Raw genomic sequence first — 21,946 nt, 5'->3', positions numbered from 1 at the left:
CGCACGGGGCGGGCCGGGAGCGATCCGCTTTCCGCCACGGACGTTGTCGGATGCACGCGGCTGGCGCATAATGGGCGGGATGAATTCCTCCATCCGCCGAACGCCCGTGATGCTGCGAACCGAGCGCCTGCTTCTGCGCGAATTTCAGCGCGACGACTGGGAGTTGATGCACGCGTACCAGAACGATGCGCGGTATCTGCGCTACTACGATCGCGAGCGGATGGATCCGGGCGAGTCGCAGACGCTGGTGGCCGCCTTTCTGTCGTGGCGGGCAGACCGGCCGCGCATCAAGACGCAGCTGGCCATCGAGCTTGCGGCCACGGGGGAAATGATCGGCAACGTGGGCGTGCGGCGCGACGACCCGGCCGGCAGCGACGCGGAGATCGGGTACGAACTGAATCCCGACCACTGGGGGCAGGGCTTTGCGACGGAGGCGGCGCTGGCCATGCGCGACTGGGGATTCGGCGAGCAGGGGCTGACGCGGCTGCACGCCCACTGCATCGCGGACAACGCGGCGTCATCCAACGTGCTGGAGAAGCTGGGGATGCGCCGTGAGGGACTGCTGCGCAACCACGTGTTTCAGAAGGGGCGGTTCTGGGATGTGATGCTGTACGGGCTGCTGCGCGAGGAGTGGGCGGAGATGATGGCGTACTCCCGGGATTCGTGAGCCGGCGAGCCATGTAAACTGCCCTCACGCGGAGGCCGCGGGGGTCGCGGAGGTCGCGGGGGAACCGCAGCCGGCCCCCAGCCGCAGCGCGGATTCCAGAAGAAGGACAGGGAGAAAGGCCAGGGAAGAAAGAGGATGCCGGCCATCTTCTTTCTCCCTCTTTTCTCTTCCCCGCGACCTCCGCGACCTCCGCGACCCCCGCGTGAGATGCTGTTGCAGTTCCTCCGATTCAGCGCTGCTTCTGAAAGGCGTGCTCCACGCTGAAGTAGAGCATGATCTGCCGCTCTCCGTGGCTCGCGCCCACGCCGATGGGAATCGCGAGGCCGGGCACCACCTGCGCGCCCCCCACCTCGAACCGCACCCGCACGCCGGGCGATACGAAGAGCGATTCCTCGATCTCTCCGTCCGTGTCGTCGCGCGTCCACAGCGACTCCACCAGCAGGTTCATGCGCGGGTGCGCCAGCCAGATCACGCTCTGGCCCAGCGTTACGCCCGTCGTGGATTCCGCGCCGTCCGCGCCGCGCAGCAGGTGCACGCCCGCGTTGCTGTGCGCCGCCACCGCGCCGGTCACCCGCAGGCTGAGCGGGACCAGCCCCTCGATCCCCGTCCGTCCGCCGCCCACGCGCTCGCGTCCCGTGGGCACCGTTGCCGCCAGCGTCGGCGCGATGCTGACGCGGCTCTGCATCAGTTGATAACGATACGCGATCTCCGCGTCACCGAATCCCTCACCCGCCATCGTGCGGACGTACGGCACCGTGTAGCTGATCTGGTGCCGCAGCCCGCCCAGCGGCCACTCCTGCGTGAGCGCGAACTCCCGTTCGCCGCCATCCCGCGGACGGGTGAAGGTGAACACGTGCTGCACCACGCCGGCTCCCTGGTTGTACGCCTCTTCCAGCAGAAAGCTGTTGTCCTCGATCTCCCCCGGCTCGAACTCCTGCGCGGCGAGGGTGCGGGCACAGGCGAGCAGGCCCGCGGCAACGAGCGGGAGAAGCGGGAGGCGCATGAAGTTCCGGAGAGCAGGGAAGAAGATCGAATCAGCAACATGGTGGAATGCATGATTTAGACCAGTTTAAATTTCAGTGCGCACAAAGACGCGGGGGCCCGCGGAAGACGGCAGATCCCCGCCGTTCCCTCCGCGAACCCCCGCGCTCCCCGCGTGAACCCGCCGCCAGTCTCAGCGGCGCCGCATCATCCGGAGACGAACGAAATCAGCCCACGCTGATGAGTTCCACGTCGAACGCCAGCGTGGCGTTGGGCGGAATCACCCGGCCGGCGCCGTGCGCGCCGTACCCGAGGTCCGGCGGAATCACCAGGCGGCGCTTGCCGCCTTCCTTCATCCCCGCCACGCCCTCGTCCCAGCCGCGGATCACGCGGCCGGCGCCCAGGTCGAACTCGAACGGCGTGCCGCGGTCGCGGCTGCTGTCGAACTTGGTGCCGTCCATCAGCGTGCCCGTGTAGTGCACGCGAACGCGCTGGCCGGCCTTGGCCTCCTTGCCGGTTCCCACCTCTTCATCCAGGTACTGCAGCCCCGACGGCGTCGCCGTCATCCCTGTTTCCGCCACGTTGGTTCTCCCGTTGAGTTGATCGTCCGCCCGCCATCCATCACCCAGAATCAGCCGGAAGCGAGATCCCGGTTTGACCGCGCATGGCCGCCAAGGTACTGTTGACGGCAGCCCCTCGCCAACCTGATCCCGCCCATTCCGATGAACACACTCGCCCGCTCCGCGGCCGCCCTGGCGCTGCTTGCGTCCGCGGCCGTTCCCGCGCACGGCCAGACGTATTCCGCCGCGGCGCGCGCCCGCGACAGCGTGCAGGCACTGGCCGCCTTCCGGGGCAACATCGAAGCCATCCACCGCCGCGACCGCGCCGCGTACCTGCGCAACTATCTGCAGAGCCCGCGGCTGGCGCGAACCGGACCGGCCGGCGTGCAGTACGGCTACGCGGACCTGGCCGCGGGAAATCCCGACTCGTGGCCGGATACGCTCGTGGCCTCGCACGTGGAGATCGTTCCCGTGGCGCCCGGGGTGGCGTATGGCGTGTACCGCTACCGCGTGGCGCAGGGCGGCAGCAGCTCACGCGGGGTGTCGGAACGGGTGCTGGTGAAGCAGGCGGACGGAAGCTGGAAGGTGGCCGTGAGCACCGCGTTCGGCGCGCCGGGCGACCAGCCGGTTCCCGCCTTTGCCTTTACCGGCGCCACGGTCATCGACGGCACCGGCGCCGCGCCCATGCGCAACGCCACGGTCGTCATGCGGGGCGGAAAGATCGAGTGCGTGGGCGAGTGCACGCCGGGCGCGGACGTGGAGCGCATCGACGCGCGCGGCAAGTGGATCATCCCGGGGCTGATCGACGCGCACGTGCACTATTCGCAGACGGGGTGGGCGGATGGGCGCCCCGACGCGGCGGACGTGCGCGACCGCTTTCCGTACGACAGCACCGTCGCCCAGCTCGAGGCGCACCCCGAACGCTTCTACCGCAGCTACCTGTGCTCCGGCGTGACCGGGACGTACGACGTGGGCGGGTTTCCGTGGACGTGGGGGCTGCGCGCCCGCGCGGAGGCCAGCACCAGCGCGCCGCACGTGGCCGCGGCCGGACCGCTGCTGTCCACGCTGGACCACTGGCTCAACCTGCCCGCGTCGCGGCAGTTCATCCACACGGCCAACGACTCCGTCACCCGTGCCGGCGCCCGCATGCTGGCGCAATACGAGACGGACGCCATGAAGGTGTGGTACCTCGTAGAAGGCACCAGTCCCGACACGGTGGCGCTCAAGGCCCGCGTCCGCGTGGTGGCGGAAGAGGCGCGTCGGGCGGGCGTGCCCATGATCGTGCACGCGACGGGGCTGTGGGAGGCCAAGGACGCGCTGCGGGCGGGGGCGAAGCTCCTGGTCCACTCCGTGGATGACCTGCCGGTGGACGACGAGTTCCTGCGCCTGGCGCACGAGGCGGGCGCCACCTACGTCCCCACGCTCACGGTGACGGACGGATACGTGCAGCTGTATGAGCGGCGGCTGGATACGACCGGCGTGCCCATGGCGTGCGTGGACCCGTCCACCCGCGCGCGCGCGGCGCTGACGGATTCGCTGCCGCCGCTGAACCTGCCGCCCTCGTTCCGCCGCGGGATGGAGCGCCGCCGCACCACCATGTACGAGAACCTGCGGCGGGTGCGCGCGGCGGGAATTCCCATCGCCATGGGGACGGACGCGGGCAACCCGCTGACGCTGCACGGCGCCTCGGTGTTCCGCGAGATGGACGCGATGGCCGAGGCGGGAATGACGCCCATGGAGGTGCTGGTGGCGGCCACGCGGACGGCGGCCGGAGCCATGCGCCGCGACGACATCGGCGCGCTGCGGCCGGGGATGATCGCCGACGTGGTGGTGCTGGACGCCGATCCGCTGGCGGACGTGCGCAACCTGCGCTCGGTGCGGCTGGTGGCGCGCGCGGGCGAGGTGTGGACGCGCCAGGAACTGGAATACCGCTGATCGCCATCCACACGAAAGGAGCCACGCATGGAACGACTGCTGGTGCTGATCGGGACCGCCGTGGGCGGGTGGATCGGCTGGATGATCGGGGAGCCGTTCGGGATGTTTGCCGCCATCGTGGGGAGCATGGTGGGGACGGGCGCGGGGCTGTACTACGGCCGCAAGATCATGCGCGAATACTTCTGACCGGCGGGGATGGGGACCGCCGGGCCGGCCGCCTGCGCTGACCATCTGTTCGCGCGGCGGCCGGTGGGGCCCTCACCCCGCGTGCTGCGCACGACGACCCTCTCCCACGAACGGATGTGGGAGAGGGAGCACACGGCGGTGTGGTGCGGGGGAAAGGACGGCGCGGGCGGCGGGCGTTCCGTCCGGCGGTTGAAACCGCGCCTCGAAACACACGAAGTCCGCCTGCGCGGACTGCGGTTTTGGCTCGCGAGTGTATCCCCGATGCAGTTGAAGCCCCGAACGGCGCCTGTGGGCGTCGTGTCGGGGCTTCCCGCTTTTTGAGCGGCGGATTCATTCGCTCAGGACAACCTGCGCCGCCTCTACATCTTCCGACCCGCACCGGCCCATCCGCCCCAACAACCCTCCCCCAGTCTTTTTTGGGGGAGGGTGGGCGAGTAGTACGAGCCCGGGTGGGGGCCGCCCTGGAATTCGCCGATCCGCGCCGGCGCTGTCGATCAGCCGTCCTGAATCTACCGGTCCCGCAGCCGCACCTTTACCACGATCTTCTTGACCGCGTGCTTGCCGCCCGCCATGCACCCGGGCTTGTGCGCGTCCTCCGGGTGAAAGACGGCCAGGTCGCCCGTACGCATCAGCAGCGAGCTGGAAAACGGCGGCTCCGCAAACCAGGTGATGTCGTTGGATTCCGCGTACGGCTCGGCCACTTCCACCGTCTCCAGCGGTGCGTGCAGAATGCGCTCGGTCCCCGCCGCCACGTACTGCAGGTCCACGTACACGCGGTGCGCCTCAAAGCGCTTTTCGGTCGCGGGGCCCGTCTCGTACGAGCTCACCAGCGCCCACACGTCGTCGCCCTCGATCGGGTGGCGGCCGTCCGCGATGGCGGGGTCCACCGACCGCAGCCAGCGCAGCCCGGCGGCCACGCGCGGCCCCAGCACTTCATACACGGCGGAATCCGCCAGCGTCGTCAGAATCATTCGTCGTCTTCCGGCGCCAGGCGCCGCTCCACTTCGTCGATGCCCGCGGCCGTGATGCGCACCACCATTCCTGTGCGCCCCGTCTTGGCCGCGAAGCCGTGATCCTCCAGGTAGCGGACGATGCGTTCCGCATCTACCCGCTCGATGGCCAGCTCGTCCGCGATCTCGTACCCGTCCACGTACTCCGTCGCCTGCTCCTCGCTGCAGCGGTACAGCATCTCCAGAAAGCGCGAGCGGTTTGCCCGGCGCTGGCGGATCAGGTCGCTCACGGCTCGCTCCAGGGCGTAACGAAGACGTGCGTCCACCGGCCGTCGCGCTCGCCGATGCCGTGGTGCGTGTACTCGCAGTCTTCCAGAATTTCCCGGTGCCCCGGACTGGTGAGCCAAAGCCCCAGCGCGTCGTCGGGCCCGCCGGGGGTCTGGGCGATGTTCTCGCCCATGCGCCGGTAGCGGATGCCGGCGGCCTGCAGCCGGCCCATGGGCGCGCGCCCCTCCGGCGAGATGTGGCTGAAGTAGTTGCGGCGCGCCATGTCGTCGCTGTGCGCCTGCGCCACGCGCGCCGCTTCCGGCATCCACTCCAGCGCCGGGCAGCCCTTGGTCGCGCGGTGGCGGTTTACAATCGTCACCAGGTGCTCGATGGCGGCCGGCCCGCTGAACGGCGCGTCGTCCGTGGGGAAGGCGGCGCCAGGCACCGCGCGCGCCGCTCCCGCCGTTCCCGCGGGCATGGGCGCGCAGGCGGACAGGGCCAGCAGCAGTGCCGCCGCGGCGCATCGGCGGGGGCTCATCGCCGGGCCTCCAGCGAGGTCAGCAGCTCCATCATCCGCAGGTCGAACGGATCGGCGGAGGCGTCGTCGTCCGCGATCTCGTAGTTCTCCTGCGGCGTCTCAAGGATGAGCGGAATGCCGCGGCTGCGCGGGTCGGCCAGCAGCCAGCGGAACGGCTCGGCGCCGATCTGCCCCTCGCCCAGCAGCATGTGGCGGTCCTTGTTGCTGGCGAACGCGCCTTCGCTGTCGTTCAGGTGAAAGAAGCCGGGGCGCTCGCCCGTGGTCTGCTCCCACTCATCCAGAATCTCCTTCTGCCGCTTGGCCGATTCGTGGATGGCCCAGCCGCTGGCGAACATGTGGCAGGTGTCCAGCCCGTACCCCGTGCGCTCGCGCAGTTCGTCCGGCACATGGCGGAGAATATCCGCCACCTCTTCCGCCGTGCGGCCGACCGTCTTGCCCGCGCCGGCGGTGTTTTCCACCAGCAGCCGCGTGGTTCCATCGACCGAACGTAGCGCCTGGGTGATGGCCTTCGCCACCCTTTCCGCGGCTTTTTTGGGATCACCGTCCGTGGCGGATCCGGGATGGAAGCACACCGCGCCCACCCCCAGCGTGGTGGACCGCTCCATCTCCTTGGCCAGCCCCGCCGCCGCGCGCTCCCACTTGTCCGGCTCGGCCGTGGCCACGCTCAGCACGTACGCGGCGTGCACGACGACGTTCTTGGCGGGAATGCCGGCCTCGTCCAGCGCGCGGCCAAAGCGCTCCACCCGTTCCGGCTTGATGGTGCTCTTGTCGCCGTAGAACTTGGGGATGGCCGTAAAGCACTGCAGCGCGGTGAAGCCCGCCGCGCCGGCGCGCAGGGCGGCCATGTGAATGCCGCCGTTGTCGACCGTGTGCGCGCCCAGATGGTGTTTCGGCATGGGATGGCTGGTCCGGGGTGGATGCGCGGCGCCCGCCTCGCGCATGGATGGTAGCGCGGCGCCGCCCTCCCGCGCGAGGGGTGCGCGTGCGCGGTCCTTGCACGAACGCACGCGAGGCGGCAGGTTGCGGACCGGACACCCCCGTACGCACCAGCCCTTTTCGCGCTCCGTCCCGGGGCGCGGACGCACGGGCCCGGGCCGCCCTCCCGCGGCGCCGCTGGCCCCTGCGCCGACCGCGCGCTATACTTTTCCGCATGAAAGCTACGTTTCTAGACGGAACCGGCCTGCGTGAGGCCCTCATCGTCTCGGCGCAGTACGTTCAGCGCCACCGGGCGGACCTCAACCGCATCAATGTATTCCCCGTCCCCGACGGCGACACGGGCACCAACCTGGCGCTGACCGTCAACTCCATCGCCGACCACCTGCGCCACAACCGCGACAGCAGCGTGGGCGCGGTGGCCAAGGTGGCGGCGGAGGCGGGGATCCTGGGGGCCCGCGGCAACTGCGGGATGATCCTGTCGCACTTTCTGCTGGGCTTCAGCGACGCCATCGGCGACCGCACGCGGCTGCGGGTGAGCGAGTTCGGCGAGGTGCTGCGCAGCGCCACCGAGCACGTGTACCGCGCGCTGGAAAAGCCGGTGGAAGGCACGATGATCACCATCATGCGCGCCATCGCCGACGAGGCGGAGAGGCTGCAGGGCTCCGACTTCGTGGTGCTCTTCGAGCAGCTGCTGGTAAAGGCGCGCGAGGCGCTGGCCAGCACGCCGGACCTGCTTCCCGCGCTCAAGACGGCGGGCGTGGTGGACGCGGGGGCCAAGGGTTTCGTGCACGTGCTGGAGGGGATCGCCGGCTACATGAGCGGCGACCCGCTCATCGCGCTGCCGGACGCGCCCTCGTTCGAGGCGGACGGCGAGGTGCCGGTGTTTGCGGCGGCGCAGGCCGCGTACTCGGCGGAAAGCGAAAAGTACCGCTACTGCACCGAGGCGCTGGTGCGCGGCCAGGGGCTGCCCACGCAGGAGACGGTGCAGTCGTGGCTGCGCGAGCGGGGCGACTCGCTGGTGGTCATCCGCAGCAACGACCTGCTCAAGATCCACGTGCACACCGACCAGCCGGAGGAGGTGTTCAGCTACCTTCGCGGCTTCGGCGAGCTGGCGACCAGGAAGGCGGAGGACATGCACGCCCAGCACGCGGTGGCCGAGCGCTCCGCCGCCGGGCACATGATGCTGGCGCGCCGGCCCATCAGCGTGGTGGTGGACACCGCGTGCGACCTGCCGGACGACATCGTCCGCGCGCACGGCATGCACCTGGTGCCGCTGAACCTGATCTTTGAGGACAAGGCGTACCGCGACCGGCTGGACATTTCGGCCGAGCAGTTCGTGGACCAGCTGCGCAAGGGCGCGCACCCCAGCACGTCGCAGCCCGCGCCGGCCGCGTTCCTGGAAGGCTTCCGCCGCGCGTCGGAAGAGGGCGAGAACGTGGTGGCCGTGCTGCTGTCGTCCGCGCTGTCGGGGACGTACGCGTCGGCGCAGGCCGCGCTCAAGCACCGCGGCCAGGACGACGTGCCGGTGCACCTGGTGGACAGCCGGGGCGGCTCGCTGCTTCAGGGCCTTCTGGCGCTCAAGGCGAGCGAGCTGGGCGAGATGGGGTGGGAGGCCGAGAAGATCGTCGCCGAGCTGGAGCGGATTCGAAAGCAGTCCGGCTTCTTCATCATCCTGGACACGTTCGAGCGGGCGCTGGCGTCGGGGCGGGTAGGGCGCGGCAAGGCGTGGCTGGGCAGCCTGCTGGATATCAAGCCGGTGCTGGACATCGACGAGGCGGGCAAGCTGGTGCCCATCGACAAGGTGCGCGGCCGCAAGAACATGATGCCGCGCATGCTGGAGATCCTGGAGCGCAAGGTGCCCAAGGGGGCGAAGAAGGTGCGCTTCGGGGTGATGCACGTGGCGGCTTCGGACGTGCTGGTTCCCGTCACGCAGGCGATCCGGGCGAAGTACGGCCGCGACACGGAAGTGGTTACGGCCGCCGGCACGCCCATCATCGGGACGCACGCGGGCGAAGGCGCCTGGGGCATCGCGTACCTGGTCGAGGATTGAGCTTCTGCAGTCACGATGTGCGCTGGATCGGGCTCCCGTCCCCGGTCCAGCGCACTTTCGTACCTCGTACTTCCGTACTCTCGTACTGCTGTTCCGCACTCACGCACCCAGCACTAACGCACTCACGCACTTCGGTTCTGGGCGTGTCCCCGCTGCGCGGGGTCGGGCTTCGCGCGCCGTAGGCAACGATACAGCTGTTGCCAACGGCGCCGAGCCCCCGGTTCGCGCCACGGTTGGTCGCCCGACGCGGAGATGAAGCATGCGCGAACCGGGTTCTCGGCCCTCCGGGCGCGAATCCCTCACGCAACTTCGGCGAACGCCGACAAAAACACCGCCCGCGGCGTGTCTGCCGCGGGCGGTGCTTGTTTCCATTCCGAGGCGCGGATGCGTCGGCTCGGACGGTGAGGCGCGGGAGGAGATTCGGTGCGCATCGGAGGGTTGCCGTCCGGCGGTTGAAACCGCGCCTCGAACCGCACAATGTCCGCCTCCGCGGACCAGGCGCGATCCCCCGGCCGTCCCGAGATGCAGTTGAAGCCCCGAACGGCGCCTGTGGGCGGCGTGTCGGGGGTTCCCGCGGTTTGAGCGGCGGATTCATTCGCTCTCGCCGGGGAGGGTGGGCCGGTGGTGCCGGCCCGGGTGGGGGCCATCCGCACCCTACTCCATCGCAAGCGGGCCGTTCATCAACCCGCGCAGCTTGGCCGGGTTGAGGACCGCGTAAAAGGCGCTGATGCGCTCGCCGTCCGTATCGATCGAGAGCGTGAGGATCACGTCGCCGCCCAGCGTCACCGTCAGCGCGGGCTCGCCGTTCAGGCTCGCCAGTTCGCCGGACAGGCGGCCGGGGAACTTGCGCTGAATCCCCTGCAGGAACCGCAGCACCCGGTCCGCGCCCACGATGACGTTGCGCGCCGCGTTCACCACGCCGCCGCCGTCGCTGGTGAAGGTGACGTCCGGGGCCAGCAGCGCCAGCACCGCCTCCGCGTCGTCGTCCGCCAGCGCCGCGCGAAAGCGGCGCAGAAGCTCGCCCTGCACGTCCGGCGGCGGCGCAAAACGAGGCTTTCCCTCCCGCACCCGTTCGCGCGCGCGGTGCACGGTCTGCCGCACCGACGCCTCGCCGCGCCCCATGATCCGCGCGATCTCGCGGTACTCCGTGCCGAACACCTCGCGCAGCAGAAAGATGGCGCGCTCCTCCGGCGCCAGCCGCTCCAGCATCATCAGCATCGCCACGGACAGGTCCGACGCCCGCTCCATGCGCGCGTCCGCCGGCGGCTCCGTCGCCACGGGTTCGGGAAGCCACGGCCCGATGTACGTTTCGCGCCTGCGCTGCGCTGACCGCAGCCGGTCCACGGACAGGCGGCTTACCACCGTAAGCAGCCACGCCTCGGGCGAGAGCACCTCGTCGCGCTCGCCCTGGAACCAGCGCAGATACGCCTCCTGCACCACGTCCTCCGCCTCCTGCACGTCGCCCAGCATGCGGTAGCCCAGGCCCAGCAGCCGGGGCCGGTGCTTCAGCACTTCCGGCGCGGCCGCGTGTTCGTTCGCGTTCATGCGTGCGTCGCCTCGGGGACCGTCCATGCGCGTCGCGTCTCCGTCGTCATCCGTGTGGTTCGCCAAAGCGGGCGCGTCGTTTCTCCCGTCACGATAACGCGCACCGATCCGCTGTCACAACTCGGCCCGGCCTCCGTCTACCATGCAGGAACGGCGAATCCGCCGGCCCGTGCTGATCTGACCTGGAGACCCGACCATGACGCAAACTGAACTTGCCCGGCCCGAGGAGGCCGTTGTGCTCTACCCGCAGCATCCCGCGCGGCTGGACTACTCCCGCGCGGCGCCGGGCGCGCTGCGGGCGCAGTACGGCCTGGAGCAGTACGTGCTGGCCAGCGGCCTGGAGGAATCGCTGATCACGCTCATCAAGGTGCGCGCGAGCATCATGAACGGGTGCGCGTACTGCCTGGACATGCACACCACCCACGCGCGCCAGGCGGGCGAAGCGGAACGGCGGCTGTACGCGGTCCCGGTCTGGCGGGAAACGCCGTTCTTCAGCCCGCGCGAACGGTCGGCGCTGGCGTGGACCGAAGCCGTCACGCGCATCGGCGACGGCGGCGTGTCCGACGAGCTGTACGCCGAGGCGTCGCAGCACTTTACGGAAGCCGAGCTGGTGAACCTGACGATGGCCGTCGTGGCCATCAACGGATGGAACCGCCTCGCCATCACCTTCCGCACCCCCGTCGGCCAAGCGCCGCGCGCCTGACGGGAACCGCGTGTCCGATGCACGGTGCCGGTCCGCGCGCGACCGGCACCGTTCGTCTGTCTCCCCGCCATCCGCGGGGCACAGCGTGCCGTTCCACATGCTTCCCGCCGCGCGGCATCTGTCCCCAACAGACGCGATCAGGTAGTGCGTCCCATGCCATCCGCCCCGCGCGCCTGCCGCCTCTGCCCAGCACCGAAAACCATCATCCCACCTTCTTCAATCGCCGGAATCCGGGCTACCCGACAAAGTCTCGGACCCAGTCCGCGAAGGCGGACTTCGTGCGGTTCCAGCGGCGAATTCATTGATAGCGTAGCGTTATGTTGACAACGGGGTGAAAAAAGAGCATGAGGCACCGAACCCATCACGCGAGAAGGGAGGCGCCTCATGCTCACGCTGGAAACCAGTATCCAGCTGTCGTGGAACGTAACCGTGTCTGCCGCCGGGATCAACGACCTGGCGAACGGGCTGCCCCGCATCGGCCGGGAGCTCGCCCTGGGGGCTGCGGCCAGGATTGTGGAGCAGGCGCAGGAGGAGCACCTGGAGCGGGTCTTCGCGGGTGAGGCGGAGATCGTCTGCCACCGGTGCGGTGTGGTACATGTGGGTCCGGACGCCAGACTCGGGGCCCGTGGCTGTCGCCGGCGGAAGCTGCGCATCAGTTCCGGCGTGCTGTGCTTCGCGCTGCGGCAGGTCACGTGTCGCGAGTGCGGCAGAACGTGGAGCCCATACGCGGAACTGCTCGGCATCAGGCCACGCCAGCGCATCGCCGAGGAACTGGAGCGCAAGCTGGTCGAGGCCGTCACGAACCAGTCGTACGGGAAGACCTGCTCGCTGGCGAAGACGTGGCTGGGCAGCAGCGTCTCGCCACGCACGCTGCACCGGTGCGTACAGGCGCGCGGCGAGAAGGTCGTCTTCACCCCGGCCCCTGGCTGCAAGGTGGCGATGGCGGATGGGACCAAGGTGCCCGCGGGGAAGAGCCGGTATGGCACCGACGTGCGGATTGCATTCCAGATCCTGGGCCGCTGCACGGAGAACGGGCGCCCCCGTGTCCGCAAGCGGATCGCGGGCTGGTCCATCGGGCCGGTCGGCTGGTCGGAGGCGCTGCCTGCCGGGATCGCGTCCGACGTGATCGTGACGGACCGGGAGGCGGGGATCCCGGAAGTCCTTGCCCGCCAGCATCCGGGTGTGCGCCACCAGCTCTGCGAGTGGCACATGGGACACACGTCGAAGCACCTGATGGCGCTGGACCACGTACCCGTCGCGGAGCGCAAGAAGCGGGTGCAGGAACTCAACGCCATCCTGTGGAGCCTGGACCCGCCGGCGGTGAAGCAGCTGCGCTTCGAGGCATTCTGGCAGGCGTTGCCGTACCGCCGCGCAAAGGCGATGCTGCGGGATTCCGTGAGCCGCATCCTGTACGACGAACCCTCTGCCGCGCGGACCACGAGCCTGGCCGAGCGGGAGATGCGGGAGGTAAACCGCAGGACCGACGTCGGTGTGCTGTGGAGCACGAAGGGCGTGAACAACATGCTCAAGCTGCGGCACGCCCTGCGGCTCAATCCGGATGACTTCGATCGTGTCTGGCTCCCTGTCCAGCCGATCACTTTCCACCCGGTGCCTCATGCCTGATGCCAACAAAAGGCCTTGCTATCAATTCATTCGCTCCTGGACAGGCGGCCGCGCGTAGCTCATCGAAACAAGAACCAACCTTCCCCACAGTCCCCCGCCCGAACCGCCCCGGCTCTTGCCCCCCGGCGCCGGATCGTGGATCATCATCCACCGAAAACCCGAAAGACGCCACGAGCAGCACATTCGGAGACCCGGCCGGCGTGGACACGCACGTGGCACGGGGGTTCCATATCAGACACGTCATGCGCGTATACGCAATCTCCGACCTGCACACCGACATCCGCGTCAACCGCGAGGCGCTCGCCCGCGCGCCCCTGACCGGCCACGCGGACGACGTGCTGATCGTCGCCGGCGACATCGCCGATTCGCTCTCCGTGCTGCGCGACACGCTGGAGATGCTGGCGTCGCGGTTTCGCGAGGTCTTTTTCGTCCCCGGCAACCACGAACTGTGGGTACGCGGTGAGCCGCGCGATTCGGTGGACAAGTTCCGCGCGGTGCTGCGCGTGTGCGACCAGGCCGGCGTGCGCACCGCGCCCGGCCGCGTGGGCGGAGCCTGGGTGGTGCCGCTGTTTTCCTGGTACCACGCCTCGTTCGATGTGCGCGGCGAGGGGGCGGCGGACGAACTGGAGGGATGGTCAGACCGGTATTTCTGCCGCTGGCCGCGCGAGGCGGAGCGCCCGGACCGCTTTTTTCTGTCCCTGAACGAGCCGCACCTGCACTCGTACGACGCGCCGGTCATCAGCTTCAGCCACTTCGTGCCACGGACGGAACTGGTGCCGGCGGTGCGGTGGCTGCACTTCAAGGGACTGCCGCTGGTGGCGGGAACCACGGAACTCGACAGCCAGATCCGGCGCCTCGGATCGCGCGTTCACGTGTTCGGGCACACGCACATTCCCGCGGACCAGGAGATCGCGGGCGTGCGCTACGTGCAGAACTACTTTCGCCCCGAATCCGACAGCCCGCTGCACCTGGTGTGGGACGACGGGATCCCCCGGTCCGAGCCCGCGGGCCCGCTCTTCTGCTGATGGATTCCGCGCCGTCCCTGGCGGAACTTGCGCGTGCGGCGGATGAACTGCTGGACACCGGCGCCTTCCCCGACGATCCGCCAACGATCTTTCGCGCCAGCGCCCGCCCGGTGCGGCGGCTGGGCTTTGCGCTCGCCCCGACCGCGGACGTGGCGGATCGCGCGCGGGACGAGGGGTGGGACGCCGTCTTTCTCCACCGACCGTGGGGCGCGGAAACGCTGAACCTGCCGGACGATGCGGGCATCCTGTGCTCGCACGCGGCGTTCGACGCGCGCCTCACCCTGGGCGCCAACCCGCACCTCGCCGCGGCGCTGGGGATGACCGGCGTGGAACCGTTCGGCGAGCACCGCGGCCGCCCCGTGGGGATGATCGGCGACGCGCAGCCGTCCGGCGCGGCGTCGTGGCATGCGCGCCTCGTGGCGGAATTCGGCGGGGTGGAGGAGGTGCGCGGCGGGGGATCGGTCGGCTCCTCATGCCTCGCGCATCCGGAGGGGCCCCCTCCCCCCGGCCCCCTCCCCCGCTCCGCGGGAGAGGGGGAGAATTCAGAGGCGGATGGTGATCCCCGGGTGGCGGAAAATGGTGTCGCGCTGCCTGTTGGCGGGCCCACCATCCACCGCATTGCGGTCGTGGGCGCGATGACGGATGCGCTGGTGCGCGCGGCGGCGGAAAAGGGCGCCGGGCTGTACATCACGGGCCAGCTTCGCGCCCCCGCCCGCCGCGCCATCGACGAGACCGGGATCGTGGCCGTCGCCATCGGCCACGAACGATCGGAGGAGCACGGTCTGGCGCTCCTGGCCGCGCTGCTCGCGGTGCGCTTCCCCGGCCTCCACGTGGATGCGCCCGGCACCGCCCGGCAGAACGTCCGGCCCATCCCGATCCCGCCATACACCAGGTAGTGACGCCAGGCCGCTCCCGTCCGGTGCCCCGGTGGCTCGCGACGGCGGTGTCGCACGACCTCCATCCAGTCTCCGAACCGCCCGCGCATTGCCCGGATACGGAGCGCTCCATATCCTCATCATCTGTTTACCCGTCTCATTCCCCGATGAACATCCCCATGCCCAGGCGCCTGACCCTGCTCACCACGGCCGCCACGCTGGCCCTCCTTGCGCTGTCCCCGGCCCGCGCCGCGGCGCAGGGACGCTGGGTGCCTGCGTACCCGACGGTCCGGACGCCGGCGTACGCGGCCCTTCAGGAGAGCTTCCGGTCCCGGGACCGGCTGGGCTCCCTGCTCGAGACCATGAGCGAATTCAATCTTCCACGCAACATTACGGTGGAAATGGCCGAATGCGGCGTTCCCGGCGCGTTCTACCAGCCGGATCGGCCGGCTGTCCGGCTCTGCTACGAGCTGGTCACGAAGCTGCTCGAGGAGATCCGCGCGGATGGAGGAGGTGACGAGGAATTCTTTGAAACTTTTTTTGCCGTCATGCTTCACGCGATGGGGCACGCGCTGGTCGACGAACTGAATCTTCCCCTGTCCCTCCCCGCCGAAGAAGCCGCGGACCTGTTCATCGCGGACCTCGAACGCGAGGCGGACGCCGAACCGGAGGAGACCTCGACCATGCTGCGGGGCGCCATCACGCTCCACGAGCTCGGGATCAACTGGGAGCATCCCAGGTCGACCGAACCCGGAATGGACGCGGCGCGGCTGCAGAAGCTCACCTGCCTCATCTACGGCTACGCGCCCGCGAAACACGACTGGGTGGTGAGCGAAGGCCGCCTGAGCGAGAGCCGCGCGCGAGCCTGCATTACCGAGGCACGCAACACAGCGCAGCGGTGGGACCGGATGATCCAACCACACCTCCGCGGCTGAACGCCCAGACCCGGCGCCGGCGCCCGCCGGCGCCGGGTGTCCCCCGGCCACCCCGGCCGCTCGTAATCCGCCAGACGCGCTCCGGCGACGCTCCGTTCCCCCGCGCACCTCCGCCAACCTCCGCGCCCCCCGCGTCAGGGCAGTTGCCGTTCATCCTCTCCCGCCCCACACTTCGATTGTCGACGAAAGTTGTTCGCACGGTGTCCAATTTGTACCGATCGCAGCCGCAACGCGAGATTTTCTGTTGCCCGGCGGGGTGGGCGCTCGTATTGTAGCGTCACGTCGCGATCCGGCCACATCCCTCCCTGGTTTCCGTTGATGCGCTTTGCCACACGATGGGCGGTCCTGGCCGTCCTGCTGCTCGCGCCCGCTGTTCCGGCGCCGCACGCCGCCGCGCAGGCGCCGCTTCCCTCCATCGCCGAAAAGACGCGTGGAATGGAACGGCGCGACGGCTTTGTTCCCGTCTACTGGGACGCGTCCGCGGGCAAGCTGTGGATGGAGGTGCCGCGGACCGGCGAGGAACTGATCTACGTCGTATCGCTGCCGGCGGGGCTGGGCTCCAACGACATTGGCCTGGACCGCGGGCAGATCGGCGGCGAGCGGCTGGTGCGCTTTGACCGCGTGGGCCCGCGCGTGCTGCTGGTGCAGCCCAACCAGGCGTACCGCGCGGTGTCGCCGGACGAGAACGAGCGGCGCGCGGTGGAGCAGTCGTTCGCGCAGTCCGTGCTCTGGGGATTCACGGTCGCGGCGGAAACCGATGGCCGCGTGCTGGTGGACGCGACGGACTTCGTGCTTCGCGACGCGCACGGCGTGGTGGCCGCGCTGCGCCGCAGCCGCCAGGGCGACTACCGGCTGGACGCCACGCGCAGCGCGCTGTATCTGCAGAACACGCGCGGATTTCCGCGGAACACGGAGATCGAGGCGACGCTCACCTTTACGGGCGACAACCCCGGCAGCCTGGTGCGCGACGTGACGCCCACGCCGGAGGCCATCACCCTGCGCCAGCGGCTGTCGTTCGTGGCGCTGCCGCCGCCGGGGTACCGGCCGCGCCGCTCGGATCCGCGCGGCGGATTCTTCGGCATCTCGTACTTCGACTACGCCACGCCGGTGGGCGAAGACATCGTCCAGCGGATGATCTCCCGCCACCGGCTAGAAAAGCGCGACCCCTCCGCGGCCATGAGCGAAGCGGTGGAGCCCATCGTCTACTACGTGGACCGCGGCGCGCCGGAGCCCATCCGCTCGGCGCTGCTGGACGGGGCGCGGTGGTGGAACCAGGCGTTCGAAGCCGCCGGCTACCGCGACGCGTTCCGCGTGGAGCTGCTGCCGGAGGGCGCGGATCCCATGGATGTTCGCTACAACGTGATCCAGTGGGTGCACAGGTCCACCCGCGGGTGGAGCTACGGCAACACCGTCACCGACCCGCGCACGGGCGAAATCATCAAGGGCCACGTCACCCTGGGCTCGCTGCGCGTTCGGCAGGACTACCTGATCGCCGAGGGGCTGCTTGCGCCGTACGCGACGGGAACGGAGAGGCCTGCGGAGCTGGAGCGCATGGCGCTGGCCCGCATCCGCCAGCTGGCCGCGCACGAGGTGGGGCACACGCTGGGGCTGGTGCACAACTACATCGCCAGCGCGCAGGGCCGCGCGTCGGTGATGGACTACCCGCATCCGCTGGTGCAGCTGCGCGCGGACGGGACCATCGATCTGTCCGAGGCGTACACGGCGGAGATCGGCCCGTGGGACAAGGTCGCCATCACTTGGGGCTACCGGGATCCGCCAGCGGGCGCGAATGAGCAGGCCGCGCTGGACGCCGTGCTGGCCGAGGCGCGGGCGCGCGGCATCACTCTGCTGACGGACCAGGACGCTCGTCCGGCGGGAAGCGTGAGCCCCGTGGCGCACCTGTGGGACAACGGCGCTGACGCCACGGCGGAGCTGCGGCGGACGATGCGGGTGCGGCGGGCCGCGCTGGACCGCTTCGGGCAGAACGCGATCCGTGCCGGGCGCCCGCTGGCCACGCTGGAAGAGGTGCTGGTGCCGGTGTACCTGCACCACCGCTACCAGGTAGAAGCCGCCAGCAAGGCCCTGGGCGGGGTGGATTACACGTACGCGCTGCGCGGCGACGGGCAGACGCCGCTGACCCCGGTGCCCGCCGCGCAGCAGCGCGCGGCGCTGGATGCGCTGCTGGCCACGCTGGACCCGGCGGAGCTCGCCCTGCCGCGCCCGCTGCTGGCGCTGATTCCGCCGCGCCCCATGACGTACGATCCCACGCGCGAGCTGTTCGACCGGTGGACGGGAATGGGCTTCGACGCCATCTCGCCCGCCACCGCCGCGGCGGACATGACGGTGGGCATGATTCTGAACCCCGAGCGCGCCGCGCGGCTGGTGGAGCAGGGCGCGCTGGACCGCCGCATGCCCAACCTGGAGTGGACGCTGAACCAGCTGGTGGAGCGCACATTCCGCCAGCGTCCGGACGATGAGTATCTGCGGGAGATCGACCGCGCGGTGGAGCGCGTGGTGGTGGAGCGGCTGATGGTGCTGGCGGAGTCGGCGCCGATGCCGCAGGTGCGCGCCACGGCGCAGCAGGTGCTGCTCAACATCAGCCGGATGATCACGGAGCACGCGGTGCCGTACGACGCGCACGGCGCGCTGCTGGTGAGCGACATCAAGCGCTTCGTGGAGCGGCCGTACCAGCCGCAGCAGCGCATCGCCGTCCCTGATGCGCCTCCCGGGCAGCCCATCGGCAGCGAAGACGAGTTCTGAAACGAAGCGCCCCGCGGAGTGTCCGCGGGGCGCTTTTCGTTGGGGCGGATGCGGAATGCGGGTCGGGTGTTTCAGGGTCGCGGGGAGCCGTTCGGTGTGGAGGTGGGTTCGGTGCGCGGCGGCGGGCGGTGGCCCTCACCCGCGTGCTGCGCACGACGACCCTCTCCCACGAACGGATGTGGGAGAGGGAGCACACCCCAGCCCGGCTCGTAATCCAGAACGCAGTTGAAGCCCCGATCGTGGACGCGTCAGCGGCCACGATCGGGGCTTACCGCGGTTTGAGCGGCGGATTCATTCGCTCAACACACCCCGGGGCCACGTGATCCTGTGCGTCCGGTGCTGAACTCTCCGCTGCGCATCCCATGCGCGTCACACCGCGGGACGCGCGGTATCCGCCAGCGCGGGCGAGGGGGCCGGGCGGCGGCGCCAGACCAGGTACACGGGCACGCCGGTCAGCACCAGCAGATACCCCATCCCGCTCGTCTCCGGCGCAAGCCACGCCAGATCCGCCACCAGCACCGCCGCAAGCACCAGGTACACCAGCGGCGTCAATGGATAACCGAATGTGCGGTACGGCCGCGCCAGCTCCGGCCGCCGCCGGCGCACCAGGATCACCGCGCCCACCATCAGCCCGTAGAACACCAGGTCCGCGGAGATGATGTACTCCAGCAGCTGCGTGTACACGTTGCCGAACACCGGCGCACCCGTGGCGGCATCGGTGGTGACGGTGCGCGGCAGCGTCAGCAGCGCGGCCCACACCCCTTGCGCCAGCAGCGCAGCGCCGGGCACGCGGTGGCGGTTCAGCCGTGCGGCGGCGCGAAAGAAGAGGCCGTCGTTCGCCATCGCGTACTGCACGCGCGCGCCGGCCAGGATGAGCCCGTTGTTGCAGCCGAATGTGCTCACCAGGATCGCCACGGCCATCGCCAGCGCGCCGGCGGGGCCAAGGATCTGCTGCACCGCGGCGACCGCCACGCGCTTCTGTGGCGCGTCCCGGATGCCGTCCAGCGGCAGCGTAACCACGTACGCCACGTTGGCCAGCAGGTAAAGCACGACGACAACGCCACATCCAATCAGCAGCGCGCGCGGCAGGGTGCGGCCGGGATCGCGCACCTCTCCGGCGGTAAAGGTGACGTTGTTCCACGCGGACTGCGCAAACAGCGGCCCCACCATCGCACGGCCCAGGAGGAGGACGAGCGCCAGCCCGCCCGCCACGCCCAGCCCCGGCTGCACGTTTTCCGGCGTCCATCCGTTCGCCCACGGGTTCCACCACGACGAGGTGAACGCCGCGCCGCGCGCATTCCATCCCGCCAGCAGTCCCAGCACCACCAGCCCCAGCAGCGCGCCCGTCTTGGCGACGGTAAAGGTGTTCTGAATCCACCGCCCCGCCTGCAGCCCGCGCATGTTCACCGCGGTCAGCAGCAGGATCATTCCCGCCGCCACGGCCTGCTGCGTGGAAAGCGAAACGGCGTACCGGCCAAAGATGATCGGGTCGATCAGATACGCGGTTCCCGACACGCCGGGCACCATCACGCCCAGAAAGCTCGCAAAGGCGACGGCGACGGCGGCGATGGTCCCCGTCTGGATCACCACCCACATCCCCCAGCCGAACAGAAAGCCCGTCATGGGCCCGTATGCCTCGCGCAGAAACACATATTGCCCGCCAGCGCGCGGCCACATGGCCGCCAGCTCCGCGCAGGACAGCGCGCCGGTGATCGTCATCAATCCCGCCAGCGCCCATGCTGCCAGCAGCCACCCGGGCGAGCCCACCAGCCGGGTGCTTTCCGCGCTGGTGATGAAGATGCCCGAGCCGATCATGGAGCCGATCACCAGCAGCGTGGCGTCCATCGGGCCCAGGCCGCGGTCCAGCCGGGTTTCGAGATTATCGGGCATCTGTGGCGGGAGGGGTGATGGGGACGACGCCGCGAGGGCAGCGTGCGGCGGCGGAGCGGCGGGCGTATTCGGCGGGGGATACGCCCACGATGGCGCGAAAGTCGTTGATGAAGTGCGCCTGGTCGCAGTAGCCCAGTTCGTATGCCAGCGACGGGCCGGCCGCGTCCTGCCCGGAGGCCAGCCGCTCCGCCGCTTCGTGCAGGCGGTATCGCTGGATGACCCACTTGGGCGTGGCGCCCACGTACCGGCTGAAGAGCCGCTGCAGCGTGCGCGCGCTCATTCCGGTGTGCCGCACCAGGTCTTCCACGCGCAGAATGGCGCGGTCTTCCAGGATGCGGTCCACGAGCTGGCGCGCGAGCAGCCGGTTCTCGTCCGGCGCGGGAAGGCGGGCGCGCAAAAAGGATTCGGCGCGGTCCGCGCGCTCGTCCGTGTCTTCAACCGAGCGGATGGCGGCGTCCAGCGCCGTACCTTCCGCGCCAAAGACGGCCTCGAGCGAGAGTTCGCGGTCGGCGATGGTGCTGACCGCCGCGCCCAGAAAGGGCTGAAAAGCGCCGGGGCGGAACTTGATGCCGAACGCGAAGCCCTCGTCCGCCAGCGTGACGGAAAATCGCCGCCGCACCACGCCCATGATGCGCGAGCGGTCGGTTTCGATGGTGAGATGGACGGAGGGATGCGGCAGCGTTTCCTGCAGCTGCGGCTCGCGGCCGCGCAGGTCCCACCGCACCGTCCAGAAGTGTTCGACGAACTCCGCCACATCGGCGGACGGCATGCGCCGGCCGAGCTGAAAGGCGTTGTCCGCCGGCCCCGTGCGCAGGATGCCGCGAGGCGGGGTGGGAGCGGTGGTCTGCATCGCGGCGATTCTCCGGTCGCGGGTGGGCCGCCGAAGCTACGCATCCGCTCCTCCGCCCGCTATCCTGATTGGGGGATCGCTAGAGACCGCGCCCAGCTCTCCCCTCCTGCACGGATTCGCCACCTCGAGCCGTAAGCGGAAGCCGTAAGCGGAAGCCATTGCGCGCCACTGCGCCGCGAGGCGTCATCCTGAGGGAGCATGCGCCGCCCTGTCCGCCGGGCCGAGTCATGCGCGACCAAAGGATCTACTGCTCGCCCGAGCCAACGTCGCGTGACGCACGAGCCCGGCGTTCCCTTGCGGTGCTCCGTGCCGCTACCGCGCCCGGGCACGGGTGCAGGCGAAGGGTAGGTCCTTCGGCCCGCGACGGACGGTGCGCGGGCGGGTCCAGCGCGCCTGGGCCTCAGGATGACGCCGTCGGCGTTAGCCGCCCCCACGTGTTACCGTTCCTGCGCCAAGAGGCGTCATCCTGAGGGAGCGCGTGCCGTGTCTCCCGACGCGACGACTCGTGCGCGACTGAAGGATCTACCCTTGTCCAGCCTCGTATGATTATGTGGATGCGCGCCTGAGCCGTATTATGTCTGCGCAGGCCTGGTTGCTCCTCCGATTCACCCCGCGTGTGGGGCGTCGCCGCGGCGACGCCCCACACGCGGCCGCCGCCGCTGATGCGCCA

Annotated in this window: 18 protein-coding genes and 1 pseudogene; 10 read left to right on the top strand and 9 right to left on the bottom strand. The window is 69.9% G+C overall.

The genetic code is table 11. The annotated features are described in order from the left end of the window. Positions 1 to 109: 109 nt before the first annotated feature. Positions 110 to 667, top strand: coding sequence for a GNAT family N-acetyltransferase (locus tag HNQ61_RS25530; protein ID WP_240978684.1), 558 nt, complete (start codon positions 110 to 112; stop codon positions 665 to 667). A gap of 229 nt (positions 668 to 896) precedes the next feature. Here HNQ61_RS25530 and HNQ61_RS25525 read toward each other — a convergent pair whose 3' ends face one another. Together HNQ61_RS25525 and HNQ61_RS25520 are read right to left on the bottom strand one after the other, a co-directional pair. Next, the gene (locus tag HNQ61_RS25525; RefSeq protein WP_170034207.1) at positions 897 to 1,670 is read right to left on the bottom strand and encodes a hypothetical protein; all 774 of its coding nucleotides are present in this window, start codon (positions 1,668 to 1,670) and stop codon (positions 897 to 899) included. 205 nt (positions 1,671 to 1,875) lie between these two features. Next, positions 1,876 to 2,208, bottom strand: a pseudogene (locus HNQ61_RS25520) (FKBP-type peptidyl-prolyl cis-trans isomerase); the annotation flags it as partial. A 162-nt stretch (positions 2,209 to 2,370) separates the two neighbouring features. Here HNQ61_RS25520 and HNQ61_RS25515 point away from each other — a divergent pair. Together HNQ61_RS25515 and HNQ61_RS25510 are read left to right on the top strand one after the other, a co-directional pair. Beyond that, positions 2,371 to 4,143, top strand: a complete 1,773-nt coding sequence (locus tag HNQ61_RS25515) for an amidohydrolase family protein (RefSeq protein ID WP_170034211.1) — start codon at positions 2,371 to 2,373, stop codon at positions 4,141 to 4,143. A gap of 27 nt (positions 4,144 to 4,170) precedes the next feature. Next, the gene (locus tag HNQ61_RS25510) at positions 4,171 to 4,329 is read left to right on the top strand and encodes a hypothetical protein (protein WP_170034213.1); all 159 of its coding nucleotides are present in this window, start codon (positions 4,171 to 4,173) and stop codon (positions 4,327 to 4,329) included. A gap of 509 nt (positions 4,330 to 4,838) precedes the next feature. Here HNQ61_RS25510 and HNQ61_RS25505 read toward each other — a convergent pair. From HNQ61_RS25505 to HNQ61_RS25490, 4 genes are read right to left on the bottom strand one after another with little or no spacing between them, the layout of a single operon-like run. Continuing rightward, positions 4,839 to 5,300 (bottom strand): NanQ anomerase/TabA/YiaL family protein, encoded by a 462-nt coding sequence (locus tag HNQ61_RS25505; RefSeq protein WP_170034215.1) that lies wholly within the window; start codon positions 5,298 to 5,300, stop codon positions 4,839 to 4,841. After that, on the bottom strand, positions 5,297 to 5,569 hold the full coding sequence (locus tag HNQ61_RS25500) for a hypothetical protein (RefSeq protein WP_170034217.1): 273 nt from the start codon (positions 5,567 to 5,569) through the stop codon (positions 5,297 to 5,299). The genes HNQ61_RS25505 and HNQ61_RS25500 overlap by 4 nt, the downstream gene beginning before the upstream one ends. Beyond that, positions 5,566 to 6,084 (bottom strand): CAP domain-containing protein, encoded by a 519-nt coding sequence (locus HNQ61_RS25495; protein WP_170034219.1) that lies wholly within the window; start codon positions 6,082 to 6,084, stop codon positions 5,566 to 5,568. The genes HNQ61_RS25500 and HNQ61_RS25495 overlap by 4 nt, the downstream gene beginning before the upstream one ends. After that, positions 6,081 to 6,980, bottom strand: a complete 900-nt coding sequence (locus HNQ61_RS25490) for a deoxyribonuclease IV (RefSeq protein WP_170034221.1) — start codon at positions 6,978 to 6,980, stop codon at positions 6,081 to 6,083. The genes HNQ61_RS25495 and HNQ61_RS25490 overlap by 4 nt, the downstream gene beginning before the upstream one ends. Positions 6,981 to 7,234: 254 nt before the next feature. Here HNQ61_RS25490 and HNQ61_RS25485 point away from each other — a divergent pair, with 254 nt between their 5' ends. Further along, entirely contained in the window at positions 7,235 to 9,070 is a 1,836-nt protein-coding gene (locus HNQ61_RS25485; RefSeq protein ID WP_170034223.1) for a DegV family protein, read from the top strand. Positions 9,071 to 9,724: 654 nt separating this feature from the next. Here the strand turns inward: HNQ61_RS25485 and sigJ are convergent. Further along, entirely contained in the window at positions 9,725 to 10,615 is an 891-nt protein-coding gene (gene sigJ, locus HNQ61_RS25480; protein ID WP_205761406.1) for an RNA polymerase sigma factor SigJ, read from the bottom strand. 196 nt (positions 10,616 to 10,811) lie between these two features. Here sigJ and HNQ61_RS25475 point away from each other — a divergent pair, with 196 nt between their 5' ends. From HNQ61_RS25475 to HNQ61_RS25450, 6 genes are all read left to right on the top strand, one after another. Beyond that, positions 10,812 to 11,318, top strand: coding sequence for a carboxymuconolactone decarboxylase family protein (locus HNQ61_RS25475; RefSeq protein WP_170034227.1), 507 nt, complete (start codon positions 10,812 to 10,814; stop codon positions 11,316 to 11,318). A 384-nt stretch (positions 11,319 to 11,702) separates the two neighbouring features. Further along, entirely contained in the window at positions 11,703 to 12,941 is a 1,239-nt protein-coding gene (locus HNQ61_RS25470) for an ISH6 family transposase (protein WP_170034230.1), read from the top strand. A gap of 242 nt (positions 12,942 to 13,183) precedes the next feature. Further along, complete coding sequence (locus HNQ61_RS25465) at positions 13,184 to 13,966, top strand: metallophosphoesterase family protein (protein ID WP_170034232.1); 783 nt, start codon at positions 13,184 to 13,186, stop codon at positions 13,964 to 13,966. Further along, entirely contained in the window at positions 13,966 to 14,862 is an 897-nt protein-coding gene (locus tag HNQ61_RS28385) for a Nif3-like dinuclear metal center hexameric protein (protein ID WP_205761417.1), read from the top strand. Before HNQ61_RS25465 ends, HNQ61_RS28385 begins: the two co-directional genes overlap by 1 nt. A gap of 146 nt (positions 14,863 to 15,008) precedes the next feature. Beyond that, a complete protein-coding gene (locus HNQ61_RS25455) occupies positions 15,009 to 15,776 on the top strand; it encodes a DUF4344 domain-containing metallopeptidase (RefSeq protein WP_170034234.1) in 768 nt (255 codons plus the stop codon). A gap of 318 nt (positions 15,777 to 16,094) precedes the next feature. After that, positions 16,095 to 18,536, top strand: coding sequence for a zinc-dependent metalloprotease (locus HNQ61_RS25450; RefSeq protein WP_170034236.1), 2,442 nt, complete (start codon positions 16,095 to 16,097; stop codon positions 18,534 to 18,536). A 369-nt stretch (positions 18,537 to 18,905) separates the two neighbouring features. On the opposite strand, the gene HNQ61_RS25445 is transcribed toward HNQ61_RS25450, so the two are convergent. Together HNQ61_RS25445 and HNQ61_RS25440 are read right to left on the bottom strand one after the other, a co-directional pair. Continuing rightward, positions 18,906 to 20,426, bottom strand: coding sequence for an APC family permease (locus HNQ61_RS25445; protein WP_170034238.1), 1,521 nt, complete (start codon positions 20,424 to 20,426; stop codon positions 18,906 to 18,908). Continuing rightward, positions 20,416 to 21,276 carry a helix-turn-helix domain-containing protein gene (locus HNQ61_RS25440; protein WP_170034240.1) on the bottom strand — a complete coding sequence of 287 codons (861 nt, stop codon included), beginning with the start codon at positions 21,274 to 21,276 and terminating at the stop codon, positions 20,416 to 20,418. The genes HNQ61_RS25445 and HNQ61_RS25440 overlap by 11 nt, the downstream gene beginning before the upstream one ends. Between the last annotated feature and the right edge of the window lie 670 nt (positions 21,277 to 21,946).

The sequence above is a fragment of the Longimicrobium terrae genome, from assembly GCF_014202995.1.
Taxonomy (GTDB): Bacteria; Gemmatimonadota; Gemmatimonadetes; order Longimicrobiales; family Longimicrobiaceae; genus Longimicrobium; species Longimicrobium terrae.
This window is presented reverse-complemented; position numbering and strand designations above follow the sequence as displayed.

Excerpts from the sequence above, each read along its gene's own strand:
- HNQ61_RS25530 (WP_240978684.1), top strand. The coding sequence starts at position 110 with ATGCTGCGAACCGAGCGCCTGCTTCTGCGCGAATTTCAGCGCGACGAC.
- HNQ61_RS25525 (WP_170034207.1), bottom strand. The coding sequence starts at position 1,670 with ATGCGCCTCCCGCTTCTCCCGCTCGTTGCCGCGGGCCTGCTCGCCTGT.
- HNQ61_RS25515 (WP_170034211.1), top strand. The coding sequence starts at position 2,371 with ATGAACACACTCGCCCGCTCCGCGGCCGCCCTGGCGCTGCTTGCGTCC.
- HNQ61_RS25510 (WP_170034213.1), top strand. The coding sequence starts at position 4,171 with ATGGAACGACTGCTGGTGCTGATCGGGACCGCCGTGGGCGGGTGGATC.
- HNQ61_RS25505 (WP_170034215.1), bottom strand. The coding sequence starts at position 5,300 with ATGATTCTGACGACGCTGGCGGATTCCGCCGTGTATGAAGTGCTGGGG.
- HNQ61_RS25495 (WP_170034219.1), bottom strand. The coding sequence starts at position 6,084 with ATGAGCCCCCGCCGATGCGCCGCGGCGGCACTGCTGCTGGCCCTGTCC.
- HNQ61_RS25490 (WP_170034221.1), bottom strand. The coding sequence starts at position 6,980 with ATGCCGAAACACCATCTGGGCGCGCACACGGTCGACAACGGCGGCATT.
- HNQ61_RS25485 (WP_170034223.1), top strand. The coding sequence starts at position 7,235 with ATGAAAGCTACGTTTCTAGACGGAACCGGCCTGCGTGAGGCCCTCATC.
- sigJ (WP_205761406.1), bottom strand. The coding sequence starts at position 10,615 with ATGAACGCGAACGAACACGCGGCCGCGCCGGAAGTGCTGAAGCACCGG.
- HNQ61_RS25475 (WP_170034227.1), top strand. The coding sequence starts at position 10,812 with ATGACGCAAACTGAACTTGCCCGGCCCGAGGAGGCCGTTGTGCTCTAC.
- HNQ61_RS25470 (WP_170034230.1), top strand. The coding sequence starts at position 11,703 with ATGCTCACGCTGGAAACCAGTATCCAGCTGTCGTGGAACGTAACCGTG.
- HNQ61_RS25465 (WP_170034232.1), top strand. The coding sequence starts at position 13,184 with ATGCGCGTATACGCAATCTCCGACCTGCACACCGACATCCGCGTCAAC.
- HNQ61_RS28385 (WP_205761417.1), top strand. The coding sequence starts at position 13,966 with ATGGATTCCGCGCCGTCCCTGGCGGAACTTGCGCGTGCGGCGGATGAA.
- HNQ61_RS25455 (WP_170034234.1), top strand. The coding sequence starts at position 15,009 with ATGAACATCCCCATGCCCAGGCGCCTGACCCTGCTCACCACGGCCGCC.
- HNQ61_RS25450 (WP_170034236.1), top strand. The coding sequence starts at position 16,095 with ATGCGCTTTGCCACACGATGGGCGGTCCTGGCCGTCCTGCTGCTCGCG.
- HNQ61_RS25445 (WP_170034238.1), bottom strand. The coding sequence starts at position 20,426 with ATGCCCGATAATCTCGAAACCCGGCTGGACCGCGGCCTGGGCCCGATG.
- HNQ61_RS25440 (WP_170034240.1), bottom strand. The coding sequence starts at position 21,276 with ATGCAGACCACCGCTCCCACCCCGCCTCGCGGCATCCTGCGCACGGGG.